This is a genomic window from Bartonella sp. CL435QHHD (genome assembly GCF_042195095.1).
Classification (GTDB): Bacteria; Pseudomonadota; Alphaproteobacteria; order Rhizobiales; family Rhizobiaceae; genus Bartonella.
Map to the genome: position 1 here is coordinate 107882 of NZ_JBHINS010000081.1, position 20403 is coordinate 128284.

15 protein-coding genes and 1 pseudogene are annotated in these 20403 nt (G+C 37.0%); 4 read left to right on the forward strand and 12 right to left on the reverse strand.

The annotated features are described in order from the left end of the window. Positions 1-43 precede the first annotated feature (43 nt). Both ACFILH_RS07800 and ACFILH_RS07805 read right to left on the reverse strand, forming a co-directional pair. Positions 44-1291 carry an FAD-binding protein gene (locus ACFILH_RS07800; protein WP_375657881.1) on the reverse strand — a complete coding sequence of 416 codons (1248 nt, stop codon included), beginning with the start codon at positions 1289-1291 and terminating at the stop codon, positions 44-46. A gap of 52 nt (positions 1292-1343) precedes the next feature. Then, positions 1344-1592, reverse strand: coding sequence for a zinc-finger domain-containing protein (locus ACFILH_RS07805; RefSeq protein WP_375657882.1), 249 nt, complete (start codon positions 1590-1592; stop codon positions 1344-1346). 326 nt (positions 1593-1918) lie between these two features. Between ACFILH_RS07805 and ACFILH_RS07810 the strand changes: the two genes are divergently transcribed. Together ACFILH_RS07810 and ppx are read left to right on the forward strand one after the other, a co-directional pair. After that, positions 1919-4099 carry an RNA degradosome polyphosphate kinase gene (locus ACFILH_RS07810; RefSeq protein WP_375667614.1) on the forward strand — a complete coding sequence of 727 codons (2181 nt, stop codon included), beginning with the start codon at positions 1919-1921 and terminating at the stop codon, positions 4097-4099. 6 nt (positions 4100-4105) lie between these two features. After that, positions 4106-5623 carry an exopolyphosphatase gene (gene ppx / locus ACFILH_RS07815; protein ID WP_375667616.1) on the forward strand — a complete coding sequence of 506 codons (1518 nt, stop codon included), beginning with the start codon at positions 4106-4108 and terminating at the stop codon, positions 5621-5623. A 270-nt stretch (positions 5624-5893) separates the two neighbouring features. Here the strand turns inward: ppx and ACFILH_RS07820 are convergent, their stop codons facing one another. Together ACFILH_RS07820 and rnd are read right to left on the reverse strand one after the other, a co-directional pair. Then, positions 5894-6079, reverse strand: coding sequence for a helix-turn-helix transcriptional regulator (locus tag ACFILH_RS07820; RefSeq protein ID WP_375643226.1), 186 nt, complete (start codon positions 6077-6079; stop codon positions 5894-5896). 647 nt (positions 6080-6726) lie between these two features. After that, complete coding sequence (gene rnd / locus ACFILH_RS07825; RefSeq protein ID WP_273791188.1) at positions 6727-7881, reverse strand: ribonuclease D; 1155 nt, start codon at positions 7879-7881, stop codon at positions 6727-6729. A gap of 132 nt (positions 7882-8013) precedes the next feature. Here rnd and aspS point away from each other — a divergent pair, with 132 nt between their 5' ends. Together aspS and parC are read left to right on the forward strand one after the other, a co-directional pair. Further along, positions 8014-9807: an aspartate--tRNA ligase gene (gene aspS, locus ACFILH_RS07830; RefSeq protein ID WP_375637467.1), complete on the forward strand. Its 1794-nt coding sequence runs from the start codon at positions 8014-8016 to the stop codon at positions 9805-9807. 773 nt (positions 9808-10580) lie between these two features. Further along, complete coding sequence (parC, locus tag ACFILH_RS07835; protein ID WP_273791186.1) at positions 10581-12830, forward strand: DNA topoisomerase IV subunit A; 2250 nt, start codon at positions 10581-10583, stop codon at positions 12828-12830. A 477-nt stretch (positions 12831-13307) separates the two neighbouring features. On the opposite strand, the gene ACFILH_RS07840 is transcribed toward parC, so the two are convergent. The 8 genes and pseudogenes from ACFILH_RS07840 to ACFILH_RS07875 form a co-directional block, all read right to left on the reverse strand. After that, on the reverse strand, positions 13308-14564 hold the full coding sequence (locus ACFILH_RS07840; protein ID WP_273791185.1) for a multidrug effflux MFS transporter: 1257 nt from the start codon (positions 14562-14564) through the stop codon (positions 13308-13310). Positions 14565-14635: 71 nt separating this feature from the next. Further along, the gene (gene grxD / locus ACFILH_RS07845) at positions 14636-14968 is read right to left on the reverse strand and encodes a Grx4 family monothiol glutaredoxin (RefSeq protein WP_375606638.1); all 333 of its coding nucleotides are present in this window, start codon (positions 14966-14968) and stop codon (positions 14636-14638) included. Between the two features lie 98 nt (positions 14969-15066). After that, positions 15067-15300: a BolA family transcriptional regulator gene (locus ACFILH_RS07850; RefSeq protein WP_273791183.1), complete on the reverse strand. Its 234-nt coding sequence runs from the start codon at positions 15298-15300 to the stop codon at positions 15067-15069. A gap of 59 nt (positions 15301-15359) precedes the next feature. After that, positions 15360-17571 (reverse strand): annotated as a pseudogene (gene purL / locus ACFILH_RS07855) (phosphoribosylformylglycinamidine synthase subunit PurL). Positions 17572-17864: 293 nt separating this feature from the next. After that, positions 17865-18536: a phosphoribosylformylglycinamidine synthase subunit PurQ gene (purQ, locus tag ACFILH_RS07860; RefSeq protein WP_273791181.1), complete on the reverse strand. Its 672-nt coding sequence runs from the start codon at positions 18534-18536 to the stop codon at positions 17865-17867. Positions 18537-18547: 11 nt separating this feature from the next. Then, positions 18548-18787, reverse strand: a complete 240-nt coding sequence (gene purS / locus ACFILH_RS07865; protein WP_273791180.1) for a phosphoribosylformylglycinamidine synthase subunit PurS — start codon at positions 18785-18787, stop codon at positions 18548-18550. 78 nt (positions 18788-18865) lie between these two features. Next, positions 18866-19630, reverse strand: coding sequence for a phosphoribosylaminoimidazolesuccinocarboxamide synthase (purC, locus tag ACFILH_RS07870; RefSeq protein ID WP_273791179.1), 765 nt, complete (start codon positions 19628-19630; stop codon positions 18866-18868). A 173-nt stretch (positions 19631-19803) separates the two neighbouring features. Beyond that, positions 19804-20352 carry an RBBP9/YdeN family alpha/beta hydrolase gene (locus ACFILH_RS07875; protein WP_375631257.1) on the reverse strand — a complete coding sequence of 183 codons (549 nt, stop codon included), beginning with the start codon at positions 20350-20352 and terminating at the stop codon, positions 19804-19806. Between the last annotated feature and the right edge of the window lie 51 nt (positions 20353-20403).

A 20403-nucleotide genomic window follows, 5' to 3' on the forward strand; every position in this document is an offset into this window, starting at 1 on the left:
AAAAATCTCGTTCTTTCGTAATATTCAAAGTGTCGGAAGGATTTTATAAGTTTTTATCATTATTTTTTATAGAATTCATCGCATCATACATGTAAAGCCAATTGAGATCTGACATAATGCTCTCTGGTGTACGAATTTTCATCATGAGATTGCGTGCAATTGCTATGGGACCGGTTGCATGATAGGCTAATCTATTGAAATCTCCGCGTTTTTTTACTGCTGCAATACGGGGTGTGCGTGTTGTTTCGTAAAGCGAAAGTGCTTTCGTTAATGAAAAATCTTTCAATGAAAGTGCTTTTGCTAATGTGGCAGCATCTTCGATTGCCATAGCGGCACCCTGTGCTGCAAAAGGTAAGGTAGCATGTGCGCAATCGCCAACAAATACTTGTCTCTCTAAACCGATAAAACGATTTTGTTTCATTTGAAAGAGTGGCCAATAACTCCATTCATCAATATGATCGAAAATTTGTAAGATTTTTGAATTCCAATCTTTAAAAAGAGATTTGAGTTTTTCTTTATTTCCTTTATGGGCCCATCCTTCTTTTGAATTTTTTCCATGCGTAATGGCGACAAAATTAAAAATTTTTTCTGATGATTGAATGGGGTAGACAACAAGATGATTTTTTGGTCCCATCCAAGCCGTAATTGTCTTCATATTTTGCAATGAAGAACGAAAGTTTTGAGGAAGATTATCAAATGTTGTTGTTGCACGCCAAGCAATAAAGCCACTAAAATTTGCTTTTTCATGAAAAGGAGATTGTTGCCGTAATGTTGACCAAACGCCATCACATCCGATCAGGAGGGGCGTTGAATGAAGCTGTTCTGTTGCCGTATCTGTTTTTATTGTCGTGATTTTAATGTTGGTTGCAGATTGGGTAGAAGATACAATCGTTTCGCCTGCTTTGTATTTGATCAAAGGATTTTCAATCACTGCATTATATAAAATTTTTTGTAAAGCCGCACGGTGAATCGTCATATAAGGGGCTTTCCAATATTTTTCTGTTAGATTAATAAGATGAGCCCGTAGATGTATTTTTAAAGATAATCCATCTTTTAACTCAAGAAAATATGGGATTGTCGCGACTTCAGTGAGTTTGTTAAGAAGTTTCCAGCGAGCAAGAATAGATGTTGCATTTGGTGTCAGTTGAATACCAGCGCCTATCGTTTCAAGTTGCTTACACTTTTCGATAATGGTGCTTGCAATTCCTTTATGAGCGAGTGCTAAAGCAGTGCTTAAACCAGCAATTCCTCCTCCAACGATGATGGGTGACTGTTCCACAAATGATTTCATATTAAACAAGCAGAATGAAAAGAGGGGTTATTAAGAAAGCCAAAAAACGCAATTATAATAGCTTTTCTGGATGATATAAGCATCCTGTTGGGTTTGTTTGATCGTATGATAGCGAGGGAACATAACGATAAAGGGTTGAGCAGTAAGGGCAAATTTTCTCATCTGCTGTTCCCATATCGATAAAGATATGAGGATGATCGAATGGGTGTGTAGCGCCTACACACATAAATTCTTTCACACCAATTTCGATTGTTTTATATCCAAGGTCATTTTGGAAATGAGGAATATTGTGATCAGCCATGGCATACAAACTCCAGAATAAATTTTCTCATCAGCTATGATTGGGCTCTTCTATTTTATAGGCGTGAGTTTGTAATAAAGCGTATAATAATGCAAGATGCTTTTTAAGACAAATTTCTCTTCTTTTATGCTATATTAGAATAGTTGTCTTAGCTTTTAGTGCTTTGCGCATAGCAATAATTCCAAGTATTTTTAAATATTAAATGGAAAAATGATGAGGGAAGTTAAGCATTGATATATTATTATGATGATAACATATTATCAAATATTATGTGAGATATTTTGTCAAGGATTTTAGAAAATATAAAAGAAAATTATTTAGGATATATGGAACAGAGGGTGGTAAATAAAATTTCTATATCGAATATAACAATGAAAAATCCGGTACGGTTTATTAATCGAGAGTTTTCATGGCTACAATTTAATAATCGTGTTTTGATGGAAGCGGCTAATTCGAAACATCCTTTATTAGAACGTCTACAATTTCTTTCTATTTCAGCTGCAAATCTTGATGAGTTTTTTATGGTTCGTGTTGCAGGACTGGCAGCTCAAATTCGTGCTCGCGTTACAGCGTGCAGTGCAGATGGGCACACTCCACAGGAACAACTTGATATTGTATTAGCTGAGATTTTAAAGCTGCAGGCTCACCAACTACGAGAATTGAATGTTTTACGTGATGAATTAAAAAAGAATGATATTGAAATTATTTGTTCTGATGATCTTTCAGAAATTGAAAAATTATGGCTTGAAAAATATTTTCTTGAGACAATTTTTCCTGTTTTAAAACCTTTGCCTGTTGATTCTACTCATCCTTTTCCATTTATTCCTAATTTAGGGCTTTCTATTGCGCTTCAATTGTCTGGAGAAACTGATCAGAACTCACACATAGTGTTGTTGTCTATTTCAATGCTTTTAAGGCGTTTTATTCTTCTTCCTCAAGAAGGCAATCATTTTCGTTTTATTGCATCTGAAGATGTTATTTGCCTTTTTATTAAACATGTATTTCCTAACTATGAGGTTAAAGGAATTGGTACATTTAGAGTAATCCGAGATAGCGATATTGAAGTAGAAGAAGAAGCTGAGGATCTTGTTCACTTTTTTGAAATTGCTCTTAAAAGGCGGCGCCGTGGGCAGGTTATTCGAGTTGAGTTTGACGCAAAAATGCCAGAGAGTTTACGTCAATTTATAGCGAATAGTCTCGCTGTTCCTGATAATTGTATTAATGTTCTTGATGGATTTTTAGCGCTTAATACGGTATCAGAAATTGTTTCTATTCCTCGTGATGATCTCAAATTTATTCCTTATATTTCTCGTGTTCCAGAATGTATTCGTAAACATAAAGGGGATTGTTTTGCGGCTATTCGTGAAAATGATATTGTGATTCATCACCCCTATGAGACATTTGATGTTGTTGTCCAATTTTTACGTCAAGCTGCTTGCGATCCTGATGTTGTGGAAATCAAACAAACACTTTATCGTACATCAAATGATAGTCCAATTGTTGGCGCTTTGATTGAAGCAGCTGAACAGGGAAAGTCTGTGACTGCTTTGGTAGAACTTAAAGCACGTTTTGATGAGGAAGCAAATATTCGTTGGGCCCGAGATCTTGAATGTGCTGGGGTTCAAGTTATTTTTGGTTTTATTGCATTAAAAACGCATGCTAAGATGTCATTGGTTGTGAGACGTGAGGGAAAACGTCTTTGCTCTTATGTTCATCTTGGGACAGGAAATTATCATCCCATTAACGCTAAAACTTATACCGATCTTTCTTTTTTTTCCACAGATGATGATATCGCTCATGATGTTGCGTTATTGTTCAATTATATTGCGCAATATGAGCGTCCAAATGAAACAATGAAGATTGCTTTTTCACCCTTAACATTGCGTGGTCGTATCTTAGAGCATATTGAGGAAGAAATTGTTTACGCACAACAGGGAAGGTTTGCTGCTATTTGGATGAAAGTTAATGCATTGGTAGATCCTGAAATTATTGATGCTTTATATCGTGCTAGTCAAGCAGGGGTGCAAATTGATTTGGTTGTGCGGGGGATATGTTGTTTACGTCCTGGTATTCTAGGAATTTCGGATAATATTCGTGTAAAATCAATTGTCGGGCGTTTTCTTGAACATAGTCGCATTTTTTGTTTTGGGAATGGTCAAGATTTGCCTAATGAAAATGCAATCGTTTACTTGGGCTCTGCTGATATGATGCCTCGTAATCTGGACTATCGTATTGAAATATTGGTTCCAGTTTTTAATAAAATAGTCCGTCAAAAAATTCTTTTACAGATTATGTTAGCTAATATCATTGATAATCAACAAAGCTTTGATATACTTAAGGATGGAACATCAAAACGTATTACACCGCAGATAGGTGAAAGTCTATTTAATGCGCAGGAGTATTTTATGGCCAATACAAGTTTTGCGGGGGAAAATAAGTCTTTTGAGTCTTCTGTTTCGCGCTTGGTTGCGTTGCATCGGCAACAAGCCGAAATACATAAAGACTGAAATCCAATGACATATAGAGATGCTCAAGGTCGGTTAAAAGGGTGTAAGCCTGTTGCTGTTATTGACATTGGCTCAAATTCTGTTCGGTTGGTTATTTATGAGGGGCTTGTTCGATCACCAACAGTTTTGTTTAATGAAAAGATTCTTTGTGGTCTCGGTCATGGTGTGGCAAAAACGGGATTTTTAGAAGAAAAATCGATGAAAATGGCGTTGCAAACACTGAAACGGTTTCGTACGCTTTGTCGACAGATTGGGGCAGATGAGGTCTATACTTTAGCAACAGCAGCAGCACGAGATGCACAGAATGGCGTAGCATTTATTCAGCATGCTGAAGATATTTTGCAAAATAAAATATATCTTCTTTCAGGAAGTGAAGAAGCTATGTATTCAGCATATGGAGTTGTGTCTACTTTTTATCAACCAAAAGGTATTTCTGGGGATCTTGGTGGTGGAAGTCTTGAGCTGATTGATATTGATCATTCTGATGTTGGTGAAGGGATAACTCTTCCATTGGGTGGTTTAAGGCTACAGTATATGTCAAATAATGATAGTGCTGTAGCTACAAAAATTGTACATGAGCAATTTTATAAATCGTCTGTTGTTCGTACTCGTAAAGGTATAGCACGTTATTTTTATGCAGTAGGGGGGACATGGCGTAATTTGGCAAAACTCCATATGGCAATGAAACACTATCGGCTCCCTGTTATGCATGGCTATGAAGTTGATGCCGTTGAAATGGAGAACTTTTTACGTCTTGTAGCACGTGGCAATATTGATAATATGAGAGGGATTGCAGCGGTTTCTCAGAATCGTCGAAAACTTTTATCTTATGGGGCAATAGTTCTTATTGAACTCATTCAGTGTATGGAGTTTGAAAAGATAATCTTTTCTGGTGCTGGCGTTCGTGAAGGTTTTCTTTATTCACGTTTGCCGCAGGCGATTCGGCTTTCAGATCCTCTCATTGCAGCATGCACAGAAATGGCTATTTTACGGGCACGTTCACCAAAACAAGCAGAAGAACTCATTGATTTTACGACGAATGCTTTTGAAGTTTTTGGAATTTCAGAAACCGAAAATGAATGCCGTTATCGTCAAGCCGCTTGTCTTCTTGCAGATATTGGTTGGCGTATACATCCAGATTATCGAGGCAATGAAGCAGCAAATCAAATAGCTTTAGGATCTTATCCAGGAATTTCTCATGAAGGGCGCCTTTATGCAGCGCTTGCTGTTTTTTTTCGCAATACGAGTTTATTGGTTGATAAAGAATCTCTTCCCATTTTTCAATTAGCAACTCAAAATATAATTGAAAAAGCACGTATTCTTGGCGAAACTATGCGTATTGCTCATCTTTTTAGTGCTTCTGTTGCAGGAATTTTACCTCATTTATTGTGGCATAAAAAAGCAGATCATATTATCCTGCAGATCCCAAAGAATTTCGCTGGGTTATTAGGAGAACGTCCTCTTGGACGATTACAGAAGTTATCAAAAATAATAAAACAACCTCTCGCTTTTGAAATTTTTTGATTTTTTTCTAATTTATTCGTGTTTTATGTCTTATAATAGGGCCATTGACAAGGGATAAACTAGGCAATCTATCATCACGAGCTGGACAATAGGACTTGTTCCATAACGCCCAAGCCAGACTCCATGCAAGGCATTTGTAATGCCCTGAGCGTTCATAAAAGAAAACATATTTTTTATTCTGTTATTTGCGTCACAGGATGGATTTTTCACTTCATAAGCTTCATGTGAAAATGAAAAGCCTTGTCCATTTTTACGTGAAAAGGTTTTCTTTTATGCTGCGTCGTTATAACGTTTCTGTTTAGCTTGCTCGATTATCTTGATAAGATTCGATTGTAACCAACGCGATAAAAAACAAAACTTTAAAGGTTTTGGAAGAGATCCATTGGTTACATGACGGCGGAATGTTGAAATACTCATATGAAACAGTTTTGCACTTTCACGGTCTGGCAAAAGAATATCATTTCAGTCATTATAAAATCCTTCCACTATAAAAAATAAAAATAAATCATAACTATTTATTAACCATGATTTTTGAATCCTTTGAAAGGTGTTTAATCTATAAAAAAAACAGCGCTTTATCATATAATTTCTTATGTAAAACTTTATGAGTCTTATTGAGATGGAATGAGAGAAACTTACGATATTCGGGGGCTAATTTAATATAAATAACGCTAGATTATCTTTATAAATAAATATATTGCCTTTGTTAGGTATTTTAGTTGTTATGCTGGATCGTTTTTGATTGTTAGATTGCAATCTCGGTAGTTTTTTTTAATACGATATGGTGACGTGAGGCATTATATCTTTGTTTGTTCCGATTGCTAGGCTACTATTTTTGTAATGAATACGCTTTTATTATCAGAGCTTTTTCTTTTTAAAACTTTTAAATGAGGAGCTGTCTGTTTTTTTAGATTTTCTTAATAAGATTGCTATTTGATTGATCTAATAAAGATTTATCTGTCATTTTTAATAAGAGTTTACTATTCAAGTTTTTAACTTTGTCAGAAGTAGGTTTTATTTATCCTATTTGCGTTGGCCTATAGGGCATACCAATTGATGTAGATTATATGTATCATAATGGATTTTTAAAATAAAAATGTAAATTAAAGCTGTTTTGTGCTTATTTTTCCATCGTTAAAGTAAAATCCTATCTGGCCCTTTAGCAGTTGTTCGGCTTTTTGACCAAATATTTCATAGCGCCAGCCATTCATAGCGGGAATATTTTTCTTTATTCCTCCATTGGCAATTTTTTCTAAATCATTAGATGTTGCAATAATTTTAGGGGCAATGCTGTTTTCATTTGCAACAATTTTTAATAACACTTTGAGTAGATCGATAACAGCGGCCGTCGTATCATTGAGTGGATTATGTTTAGGAATGGGGGGTAAAGTAGAAAGATCCACCTCTAATCCTTCGTGGACAGCTTTGATTAATGATTGAGAAATTGAGAGTTTATCCCAGTTCTTATTAAGACTGCGCAACCGCTTTAATGCAGATTCATCTTTTGGTTGTTGGGTTGCTATTTCTATAAGACATTCATCTTTTATGATATGACGACGTGGCATATTGTATTTTCGTGCTTCACGTTCCCGCCAAGCTGCTATCTTTTGTAATACAGCAAGTTCACGTGGCTTTTTAATTTTTCCTTTCACTTTTTTCCATGCTTCATCTTCTGGCATATCATAGGTTTTAGGATTTAAAAGGATTGTTATTTCATCGTCCATCCAGTGAGCACGTTGATTTTTTTCTAACCTTTTTTTCAATAACAGGTAAACATCTCTTAAGTAAGTTACATCGGCAAGTGCATAGAGCAGTTGTTTTTCAGACAAAGGGCGGTAACTCCAGTCTGTAAAGCGGGAGGATTTATCAAGATGATGCCCCGTGCAGCGTTGTACAATTTGATCATAGGAGATAGAATCACCAAATCCACAAATTGATCCTGCTATTTGCGTATCAAAGAGAGGGGAAGGAATAACACCTCCAAGATGATAAATTGTTTCAATATCTTGGCGCGCAGCATGAAAAACTTTTACAACTTTTTTATCGATCATAAGGTCAAAAAAAGGTTGTAAATCAATATCTGGTGCTATGGGATCAATCAAAACTGTGACATCTGGTGATGCGAGCTGGATTAAACACAGTTGAGGCCAAAAAGTTGTTTCGCGGATAAACTCAGTATCGACTGTTACAAAATCAGAGGTACGTAGAGCGTTAAGTGCAATTTCAAGATCTGTTGTTTGTGTAATAAGATTCATCATTTTATTATAATTCGATAAATTAAATTTGTGCTTTATTGACTTTATTTTTGAGTTTTTATTCTCATATCTTGACAAATGGTTATTAAAAAGCGTTTGTAGCGCATGTGAATATTATAATCAAAGGTAAAAAACATGCACCGTTATCGCAGTCATCATTGTGCGGCTCTTCGTAGATGTGATGTAGGAACACAAGTTCGTCTTTCGGGGTGGGTTCATCGTGTTCGTGATCATGGAGGGATTCTTTTTGTGGATTTACGTGATCATTTTGGAATCACACAAATTGTTGCTGATCCTGCTTCACCAGCTTTTAAAGTTATTGAAAAAGTGCGTTCTGAATGGGTTATTCGTGTGGATGGGGAGGTGTGTGCACGTTCTGATGAGGTTATTAATGCAACGCTTCCAACAGGTGAGATTGAAATTTTTGCACAAGAGGTAGAAATTCTTTCGAAATCTGATGAGCTTCCTTTACCGGTTTTTGGTGAGCCTGATTATCCAGAAGATATTCGATTAAAATATCGTTTTCTTGATTTGCGTCGGGAGACTATGCACAAAAATATCATGCGTCGGACTGAAATTATTGCGGCTATGAGACGGGCTATGCAAAATAATGGTTTTACGGAATTTACGACGCCACTTTTGACAGCTTCATCGCCGGAAGGAGCGCGTGATTTTTTGGTTCCAAGTCGTGTTCATCAGGGAAAATTTTATGCGTTACCGCAAGCGCCACAGCAATATAAACAATTGTTGATGATGTCAGGTTTTGATCGTTATTTTCAGATTGCTCCATGTTTTAGAGATGAAGATCCAAGGGCCGACCGTCTTCCTGGTGAATTTTATCAATTAGATGTTGAAATGAGTTTTGTTGAGCAAGAAGATGTTTTAGCAACTATGGAACCTATTATGCGTTCTATTTTTGAAGAATTTGCAGATGGAAAGACTGTGACACAAAGCTTTCCTCGCATTTCCTATGATGAAGCAATGCAAAAATATGGTTCTGATCAGCCTGATCTCCGGAATCCGATCATTATGGAAGATGTTTCTCAGCATTTTTATAACTCTGGTTTCAAAGTCTTTGCTCAAATTTTAGCGAATGATGAGAATGCTCAAGTGTGGGCTATTCCAGCTAAAACGGGTGGAAGTCGTGCTTTTTGTGATCGTATGAATGTATGGGCACAAGGTGAGGGGCAACCAGGGCTCGGTTATATTTTTTGGCGTGAAGAAGAAGGAAAATTTGAAGGAGCAGGGCCTATTGCCAAAAATATTGGTGAACAGAGGACTGAAGCAATCCGTATACAGCTTGGGCTTGAAAGTGGGGATGCCTGTTTTTTTGTAGCTGGCGATCCAAAAAAGTTTTCATCTTTTGCCGGAGCAGCACGCACAAGGGTAGGGGAAGAATTAGATCTTCTTGATAGAGATAGTTTCTCTTTGGCGTGGATTGTTGATTTTCCATTTTTTGAATGGAATGAAGATGAAAAAAAGATTGATTTTGCACATAATCCTTTTTCCATGCCTCAAGGGGGAGAAAATGCCCTTGCCTGTCAAGATCCTCTTACTATTAAAGCTTTTCAATATGATCTTGTTTGCAATGGTTATGAAATTGCATCAGGTGGAATTCGTAATCACTTACCAGAAATGATGCTTAAAGTTTTTGAACTTGTAGGACTTTCTAAGGAAGTTGTGAAAGATCGTTTCGGTGGTCTTTATCGTGCATTCCATTATGGGGCTCCACCACATGGTGGTATGGCTGCAGGAATTGACCGCATCATTATGCTGTTGCAAGGTGTTAAAAATTTGCGTGAAGTTGCTTTATTTCCTATGAATCAACAGGCGCTTGATCTTTTGATGAGTGCTCCGTCTGATGTTTCTCCTACACAATTACGTGATTTAGGAATCCGCATGGCTCCTACTCACAAAAATAGCTCATAAAGTTGATAATGGATTGTTTTCATCTTTTCTACGTAGAGTGAAGTTTTGATGCCTTTCAAGAGCTATCGGTGTGTGTGGTTGTTTGTGAAATTTAGATAGGTAAAAACGCTAGTGTGTTGATTCTTTACGAGGCATTTTTATTCCTTGTTTCTATAGTGGCTCTTCCACTTGTGATAGGTGAGGAAATGATTATGATTGCTTGATCATGAATAAATTAGAAATGAAAGAACTCTATAATATTCGGGAGTCTCATTTTAGTTGAAAAAAATGAATTATCTTTATGTGTCAATATATTATTTATTTTTTATTGAAGTTTTTACAACGTTGTAGCAGAGAATTGTGTCTCTTCGTTTTTATGAAAATAATGTGATTTTCCATTCTATGGACTTACTCTAAAAAGTTTAAATTTCATAAGTTTTGAATATTTTTTAGTTTTTCATAGAAAAACTGAAGGGGATTGTTATACAATTTATCTTTATAATAAAAGACGATGTTTGAAAGGTGCTTTTGTCATTCCAGAAAGGATGAAATAACTCTTTGTGGGCAGTTAAATTATCGTCGGATTTGACAAAGCTTTCAATAAATTACTTAGGACAAGGGGGACGGACATGTATAAATTTTTCAAATTGATATAATTTTCTGTTCATGTTCTAATTGCAGCGTTTGTTTTTATGTAATTGACTTTTAATAAAAAAGCCGACTCATAGAAGATTTCACTAAATAAATCCTATAAAATAATTTCTTATTATTGTGGGAATTGTTGTTTTAATACTATGTCTGATAAAATGAATTTACCTTTTGATAAAGAACATATTGAACCAATAGAATTACGCTCTGCTTTACAGGAACGTTATTTGGCTTATGCACTTTCTACGATTACACACCGTGCATTGCCTGATGTACGTGATGGATTGAAGCCGGTCCACCGGCGGATTGTTCATGCGATGCGTCTTCTCAAACTAAATCCTGGACAGTCTTATGCGAAATGTGCGCGGATTGTTGGTGATGTCATGGGAAAATTTCATCCTCATGGGGATGCGTCTATTTATGATGCCTTGGTGCGCTTGGCTCAAAGTTTTGCTGTTCGTTATCCGTTGGTTGATGGGCAAGGCAATTTTGGTAATATTGATGGTGATAATGCTGCTGCCATGCGTTATACGGAAGCACGTATGACTGAAGTGGCTGCATTGTTACTTGAAGGAATTAATGAGAATGCTATTGATTTTCGTTTAACCTATAATGAGGAAGATGAAGAGCCGGTTGTTTTACCAGGAGCTTTCCCTAATCTTTTAGCAAATGGTTCTTCTGGTATTGCTGTTGGTATGGCAACATCTATTCCACCCCATAATGTTGCTGAGCTTTGTGATGCAGCACTCCATTTGATTGCGCATCCCGATGTAAATGATGAGGCATTAAATCAATTCGTTCTTGGTCCTGATTTTCCGACGGGGGGAATTTTAGTTGAACCTAAAAAAAGTATTGAGGAATCCTATCGTGTTGGGCGTGGATTCTTTCGCTTGCGTTCACGTTGGCATCAGGAACCTGGTAGCCGTGGTTCTTATGTGATTGTTGTGACTGAAATTCCCTATCAGATTCAAAAGTCACGTCTTATTGAAAAAACAGCAGAGTTATTGCTTGCACGCCGATTGCCAATGCTTGAGGATATCCAAGATGAATCAGCAGAAGATATCAGAATCGTGCTGGTTCCTAAAAATCGGTCGGTTGATCCGGAGCTCCTTATGGAGTCTCTTTTTAAATTGACTGACTTTGAAGTAAGATTTCCCCTCAATCTGAATGTTTTGTCTTTGGGAAAAATACCCAATGTTCTTTCTTTACGAGAAAGTTTGCAGCAATGGCTTGAACATCGTCAAGAAGTGCTTATTCGTCGCTCTCATTATCGGCTTGATCAAATTGATAGCCGATTGGAAATTCTTCATGGATATCTTATTGCCTATTTAAATCTCGATGAGGTCATTCAGATTATTCGTGAAGAGGATGAACCGAAAAAGAAGCTGATTAATCGGTTTGAATTAACAGAAAATCAAGCTGAAGCTATTCTTAATATGCGCTTGCGTTCTTTGCGTAAACTTGAGGAATTTGAAATTCGTAAAGAATTTGAAAGTTTGAAAGCTGAAAAAGAAAAACTACAGAATTTGTTAGCTTCTCCTATAAAACAGTGGAAAATAATTTCAGAAGAAATCAAAAAAGTTCGAAACACTTTTGGTCCTGAAACACTCTTGGGGAAAAGACGTACGACGTTTGAAGAGGCACCAAGACATGATCTTGATGATATTCAACAAGCAATGATCGAAAAAGAACCGATTACTATTGTTATTTCTGAAAAGGGGTGGATGCGCGCTTTGAAGGGACATTTGACCGATTATAAAGCGCTTTCTTTTAAAGAAGGAGACAGTTTAAAGTTAGCATTTCCGGCATTTACAACCGACAAGATTGTGCTGATCAGTACGGGTGGAAAGTTTTTTGCTATTGGTGCAAATAGTTTACCTGGAGGGCGGGGACATGGTGAACCTATTCGTCTTTTAGTTGATATGGATGATGAGCACGATGTTCTCACAGCTTTTGTGCATCGCGCCGAGGAAAAATTGCTCTTGGTTTCATCTCACGGTAATGGTTTTATTGTTTCTTCTGCAGAAGTGATCGCCAATACACGAAAAGGAAAGCAAGTGATGAATGTGAAAGCTCCTGATAAGGTAAAGCTTTGTGTTCCGGTAAATGGTGATCATGTGGCTGTAGTTGGTGAAAACCGTAAAATGCTTATTTTTTCTATTGAACAAATACCAGAAATGAATCGCGGTAAAGGTGTTCGTTTACAGCGTTATAAAGAAGGTGGTGTTGTTGATGCCAAGACTTTTAATTTATCAGAAGGCTTAAGTTGGCAAGATACAGCTGAACGAATCTTTAACCGTCAGGCGGACGATCTCTTTGAATGGATGGGAACGCGTGCGGGAGTTGGGCGTTTGGTTCCAAAAGGATTTCCAAAATCAGGAAAATTTATTAATTAAATGTATTTTATAAATGGGGAAAATTCCCTATAGTTTTATGATTGTTTAAGATATTAATTTATAAGGATAATTTATTATTTTTTATATTGAAAGAAAGACCTAAAGCGTAAGTTTTTCTCTTATTTCGATCTTGTTCAGGTTAAATCAATCAAAACTGTTTGTTTGCCTATCATGAGATGAGAGACCAGCCCGTTTTCATAAAAACTATTGAAGAAAAGAATAAAAATATTTTTTAATAAACCGTTTCACATACAAGAGTTGTTGCAACAATAGGTATGTTTGTTTTTTCACATTATACCATTTATGGGTGCTGTCGTGAAATGATTTGATATTTCGAGAGCTGTACCTTTAAACAAACAATGTGAATGTTAACACAAGAGTGTTCTATTTGGAGATGTTTTATTTTGTCTGATAGGTTTATCTTCTTATTGTTTCTTATTGTTCAAGAGAGATGTTATTAATCTTTCATAGTAATATTTATTCGTTAGGATTACTATGATATTGTCTAAAAAGATGACCACGTTCAGCCCATAAGACGAGAAGTATGGCAGTGAGACTCAGAAAGAAAAATCCTGCTGAGTTTGGGATGGTTGTTTCATCAAATTGTTGGGCAATAAAAAAGCTAAGTCCTGCACCGATAGATGTTTGAAGAAAGCCGGATACAGAAGAAGCTGTTCCAGCTATTTCTCCTACAGGTTCAAGAGCGAGTGTATTGAAATTGGCCATAATACCACCGCAGGTAAACATTAATATACAATATAACGTCATATAAAAAGGAAAAGGGATAACACCACCTGCTAAGATGGACCCAATAAACCAAATGCATGAAGCGGCACAAAAGAGCAAAAGCATAGTATGAGCAATACGCCGCATTCCAAGGCGTCCAACGAGTTGAGAGTTAAAGAATGATGATAGAGCTTGAAATGCAGCACCAACTGCAAAAGCAATAGGGAACCAAAGTCCTAGATTATAGATCCCTTCATATGTTTGTTGTGATGTATTAACGGCGGTAAAGATACAGCCTAAAATAATGGAAGTTGCAAGTGTATAGCAAAGTGTTGTGCGATTGGTTATTACAATCCATAAGTTGTGTTTAACTGAAAAAAAGGAAAGAGAGCGTTGCGTATAAAGAGTTTCAGGCAAGCGCAGTTGAATCCAAATCATCAGTCCTAAACCAATCATTGCCATGAAAATAAAAATATATTGCCAATGTCCGAGCAGTAAAATGATCTGTCCTGTTGCGGGACCAACCATTGGTGCAACAAGAAAAACCATCATAACAATAGACATAACTTCTGCCATTTTTCGACCACTGTAAAGATCACGTACGACGGAAACTGTAAGAACCCGCATAGCAGCCCCTCCAATACCTTGCAAGATACGTAAAATAAGCAAGAGAGAAAAATCAGTTACAAAGGCACAGCCAATCGCCGTAAATGAATAAAAAGCAAGCCCGAGAAGAATAAGTTTACGTCGTCCATACCTATCGCTTATTGGACCGAAAAATATTTGAGCAATGCCATAGCTAATAAGATAACTCGAAATGATATAATGTTGATCATTTTCATTGAGAACATTTAAGCCGTCTAAAATATTGGGCATAGCTGGCAGCATAATATCAACAGCTATAGCGTTAATAGCCATAAGCGAAGCAATAAGAATAACAAATTCTTTATAGCCAATTTTGTTTCTAATCGCATCTCTATGCGTTTGTTCATCGACTGAATATGACATATGGCATCCTTGAAATAAAAATTTCGTCTGAAAACAGCTCTTTTTAAGAGTCTGAATAAAATGAAAGATACCTATGATTGATTACAGGGAATATTTTTTTCTTTCAAAAGTTCCTGTAACTCATTGTTTTGAAACATTTCTTTAACAATATCACAGCCTCCGATAAATTCACCTTTGATATAAAGCTGTGGAATTGTTGGCCAATTTGAGTAATCTTTAATCCCTTGACGCAATTCGTTAGAAGTTAAGATATTAATCCCTTTATAATTCAATCCTAAATAATCAAGGATTTGAACCACTTGTCCTGAAAACCCGCATTGCGGAGCGTCAGGTGTTCCTTTCATGAATAAAATGACGTCGTTTGTTTTAATTTCGTTGTCAATAAAATCATGAACAGTGGTCATTTTTATCCCTCGATATTTCAGATTTTTATCAGTGTGTAATTTATATCCATACTGCTTTTAATCGTATTAAATGTGTGAATGCAAGAAAAAATTTTAGATTATTTTGGGACATTTGTTTGCAACATTAAGGCGTGAAGGTCATTTCCCATATTGCCTTTAAGGGCATCATAGACCATTTTATGTTGTTGAACACGGGTTTTACCACGAAAACTTTCAGAAATAACTTCTGCAGCATAATGTTCCCCATCTCCAGCAAGATCACGAATTGTTACAGTAGCATCAGGAATGCCTTCACGAATAAGCGTTTCAATTGCATGGGCACTCATTGCCATCATTATTCTCCTATGTTGTTCATTTTTTTATAAAGGCTGTTTAAGAGAAAAAACAATTTTTATTCCTCACCCATAAATTGTGGAAACCAGTTTTCATAGGCTTTTGTGAGTTTGTCTACTGAAAGTGTTAATATCCCATCTATATTAAGAGAAGTACCCTCGACTTGACCTAGCTCTGTTAAAGAAACTGTATTGATTTGTGCACGCTCTTTAAGACTATTAAGAGAGTGAGGTTTGACGGCTAAAAGATAACGTCCTTGGTCTTCTCCAAAAAGTTCTGCATGATGGGGTGATTTATTGCTTAATTTTACTTTGATTCCTTTACCTGCTTTAATCACCATTTCAGCAAGTGCTATCGCTAATCCTCCGTCAGAAAGGTCATGGGCGGCGTGAATAAAACCACGATGTATGACATCTCGAACAAATTGACCATGCTTTTTTTCAAGTTGTAAATCTACAGGGGGGGGGGGCGCCTGCATCAATATTTAAAATGTTACGTGCATAGATTGATTGTCCTAAATGGGAGCCGCAATTTCCTACTAAAACAAGAATATCTCCATTTTGCATACCACTTATTGTGACCATTTTAGACCAATCATTAAGAAGGCCTACACCTGCAATTGTGGGGGTTGGAAGAATGGCTTTCCCATTTGTTTCGTTGTAAAGAGAAACATTGCCTGAAACGATAGGAAAATCGAGGATTCTACAAGCTTCTCCTATACCTTTAATAGCAAAAACCAGCTGTCCCATAACTTCAGGTTTTTCAGGGTTACCAAAATTGAGATTATCTGTAGCAGCCAGTGGTGTTGCACCTGTCGTACTAATGTTTCGCCAGCATTCTGCGACAGCTTGTTTCCCCCCTTCATAAGGGTCTGCTTCACAATAGCGAGGTGTTACATCAGAAGAAAAAGCAAGAGCACGTTTGCTGTTGTTTCCTACACGGATAACGCCTGCATCACCTCCTGGACAAACAAGGCTATTTCCTTGGATAAGGGTATCATATTGTTCATAAACCCATCGCCGTGAACTTTGATTAGCAGAATTCAATAAGGTCAGAAGCGCATCACCAAGATTTTCAACTTTTTTGACGTCTTCTGCTTTCAAAGGTGTTTTTTTTGCCGGCTCACTCCAAGGACGATCATAAACAGGCGCTTCATCACCAAGCTCTTTGATGGGAAGATTGACAACTTCTTCCCCTTGATGAAATACACGAAAACGTAAATCATCGGTTGTTTTCCCAATGATAGAAAAATGTAGCCCCCACTTATGAAAAATTGCTTCTGCTTGCTTTTCTAGTTCTGGTTTAAGGACCATGAGCATACGCTCTTGACTTTCAGAAAGCATCATTTCATAGGCTGTCATGTTTTCTTCTCGAACAGGAACTGTATCGAGATTAAGCTGTATCCCTAAATTTCCTTTTGCTCCCATTTCAACGGCAGAAGAGGTGAGTCCTGCGGCTCCCATATCTTGAATAGCAACCACGGCTCTAAGTTCCATGAGCTCTAAACATGCTTCAAGGAGACATTTTTCTGTAAAAGGATCACCTACTTGAACAGTTGGGCGTTTTTCACTGATTGAATCATCAAATTCAGCAGAGGCCATTGTTGCTCCACCGACACCATCACGTCCTGTTTTTGCACCAAGATAAACAACAGGGAGTCCAATACCTTGCGCTTTAGAATAAAAAAGGGCGTTTGTCTTTGCAATACCGGCGACAAAAGCGTTAACAAGGATATTGCCATTATAACGCTCATCAAAATTTACTTCTCCACCAACCGTTGGAACGCCAAAAGAATTGCTGTAACCACCTATTCCAGAAACAACACCAGAAACAAGATGGCGTGTTCGTGGATGATCAGGAGCACCAAATCGCAATGCATTCATAGCAGCAACAGGACGGGCTCCCATTGTAAATACATCACGTAAAATACCACCAACACCTGTCGCTGCACCTTGATAAGGTTCAATATAAGAAGGGTGGTTATGGCTTTCCATTTTGAAAACAACACATTGTCCTTCGCCAATATCGACAACACCAGCATTTTCACCAGGTCCTTGGATGACACATTTTCCTTCTGTTGGAAGAGTTTTTAGCCATTTTTTAGATGATTTATAGGAACAATGTTCGTTCCACATTGCAGAAAAAATTCCTAGTTCAGTAAATGTTGGTTCTCTACCAATTAACGTTAGGATACGTTGATATTCATCTTCTTTTAGCCCGTGTTGTGCAATGAGTTCTGGTGTAATAGTGATGTTATTGCAAGGCTTCATGAGTATTTATCCGTTAAATTAATCGAAATTTAGCATTTTTATTTTTTTAACCTAGCAGCTTATATTATAAACAATAATGTTGTTTAATAATAAAAATATTTATAGACAGTAAGCTGAAGATTTTGTCCGTTTATTTGGTGGGATTTAAGACTAAAAATGGTCTTAAATAATTATGTGTTTAGAAAATAATATCCATTGTTGTTTGTGAAGAGCTTTGTTTATAGATTTACGATGCGAGAAATGGTATAAATCCTTGTTTTTTTAAATTATGGAGCGCGAGTATTTTTGCAGCATTATCCATTTACTAACTCTAAAGCACTTTGAAAAAGTAAACGACCGTCAGTACCTCCATGGGCGGGTTCAATAAAGTTTTCAGGATGGGGCATCATACCAAGAATATTACCAGCTTTATTAACAATACCAGCAATATCTTTCATTGAGCCGTTCGGGTTTGTATTTTCTGCATAGCGAAAAACAATTTGTTCATTGTCTTCCATTTGTTTCAATGTTTCACTATCAATAAAATAATTTCCGTCATGATGGGCAACAGGACAACGAATAATTTGTCCTTTAGAATAATATCGAGAAAATTTTGTCTTGGCGTTGACGACTTCAAGTTTGATTTCACGACAAACAAACTTTAAAGAAGCGTTACGCATTAAAGTACCGGGTAATAATCCTGCTTCCAACAAAATTTGAAATCCATTACAGATACCTATAATTGTCGTACCTTCTTGTGCTTTTTCACGAATGGCTTTTAAGACGGGAGTTCGCGCTCCAATCGCACCACACCTTAAGTAGTCGCCATAGGAAAAGCCACCAGGAATAATAATAACATCTACATCTGGAATTGTTGTTTCTGTTTGCCAAATTTTTAGTGGCTCAACTCCCGTTATATGATGTAATGCTGCAACCATATCTCGATCACGATTTAATCCAGGAAGTTGAATGATGGCAGTTTTCATGAGCGTTTCACTTAAAAAAGTTCGATTGTATAATTTTCAATGACAGTATTTGCGAGTAACTCTTCACACATTTGTTCAAGTTTTTTCTTTGCGGTTTCAGAAGGTAGTTCATCAAGAACAATATCAAAAACCTTTCCTTGACGAATGGATTGAATGCCTTCGAAAGCTAAACTTTTTAAAGCACCGACAATTGCTTCTCCTTGTGGATCAAGAACGCTTTCTCTTAAAGTAACTGTAATGCGTGCTTTCATTTTTTGCTTCCTGTTTTTAAAAGAACCTCTCCTTTGAAGAGGGGTATTTATATAAGGTAATGTTTTTTTACCTTGTTTTTACTTTACGAGAACGGGACCACTTGGTCGTGTTGGTTCATTTTCATTCATAATACCAAGACGTTTGGCAACTTCTTGATAGGCATTAATAAGCCCACCCATATCACGACGAAAACGGTCTTTATCCATTTTTTCTTGTGTGTGCATATCCCATAGTCGTGCAGAATCAGGAGAGATTTCATCAGCAAGAACAATGCGCATCGTTTCATCTTCCCACAGGCGACCAAATTCCATTTTAAAATCAATTAATTGGATGTTAACACCGGCAAAAAGCCCAGAAAGAAAATCATTAATACGAATTGAAAGTTGCATGATATCTTCTATCTCTTGTGGGACAGCCCACCCAAAAGCTGTGATATGTTCTTCCGTTACCATAGGATCATCGAGAGAATCATTTTTATAGTAGAATTCAATGATGGATTGCGGAAGCGGGGTTCCTTCTTCCAGTCCTAAACGCTTAGCAAGAGAGCCAGCAGCAACATTGCGAACAACAACTTCCAACGGAATGATTTCCACCGCTTTAATAAGCTGTTCGCGCATGTTTATACGTTTGATAAAATGTGTTGGGATGCCCAAACGTCCAAGATGGCTAAAAATATGTTCCGAAATTCGGTTGTTTAAAACCCCCTTTCCGTCGATAATTTCATGTTTTTTTGCATTAAAGGCAGTTGCATCATCTTTAAAAAATTGAATATAAGTCCCTGGTTCAGGTCCTTCATATAAAATTTTAGCCTTGCCTTCATAAATACGGTGGCGACGATTCATCATGATTCTCTATTTATCTTGAGAGGTTTTTAATAACATTGATAAATGATACTATCCTAATTGATAGAATTTCTCAATGATATTGCTATGATACTTTTATAATTTTTATCATTACACGTTTACCCAAAGGTGAAGATACATAAGCGATGAGAAAGAAGATCACCTCTTTTGGATCAAATTTTTGCAAGAAAGTGAGAGAGGACCATAAGCCCTTCAGGCCAAGGTCCGTGTCCGGATTCTGCGTTAATATGGCCAGAATACCCAGCATCAACAAAGAGTGATCCCCAATCATTGGCAATTTTTTCTGCTACTGAAAATTGACAAAACTCATCGTTGCGACTGGCTATGACAATAGAAGGAAAAGGAAGCTTTTGGCGATGATAGGGGCCAAATGTCATTAAATGTTTGGGACGTATTTTTTCATTGGCGACATCTGGAGGTGCAACAAAGAATGCGCCACAAATTTTTTCTGTATTTTGTACAGTTGCATGAATAACACTGGGAACTCCTAATGAATGAGCAATAAGCATAACAGGCCTTTGAGCTTTTGCGATGGCGGTTTTAACTTTGTTAACCCACTCTTCACAAACAGGCTTTGACCAATGGAGTTGTTCAATGCGGCGGGCTGTCGACAATTTTTTTTCCCAGCGTGTTTGCCAATGATCTGGACCAGATCCTTTGTAGCCAGGAACAATAAGAATATCGAGTTGATTTGCTCTCATGAATTGTTTTCTTTGTTACAACAGATTTTTGATCATAGGTGGAATGGATTT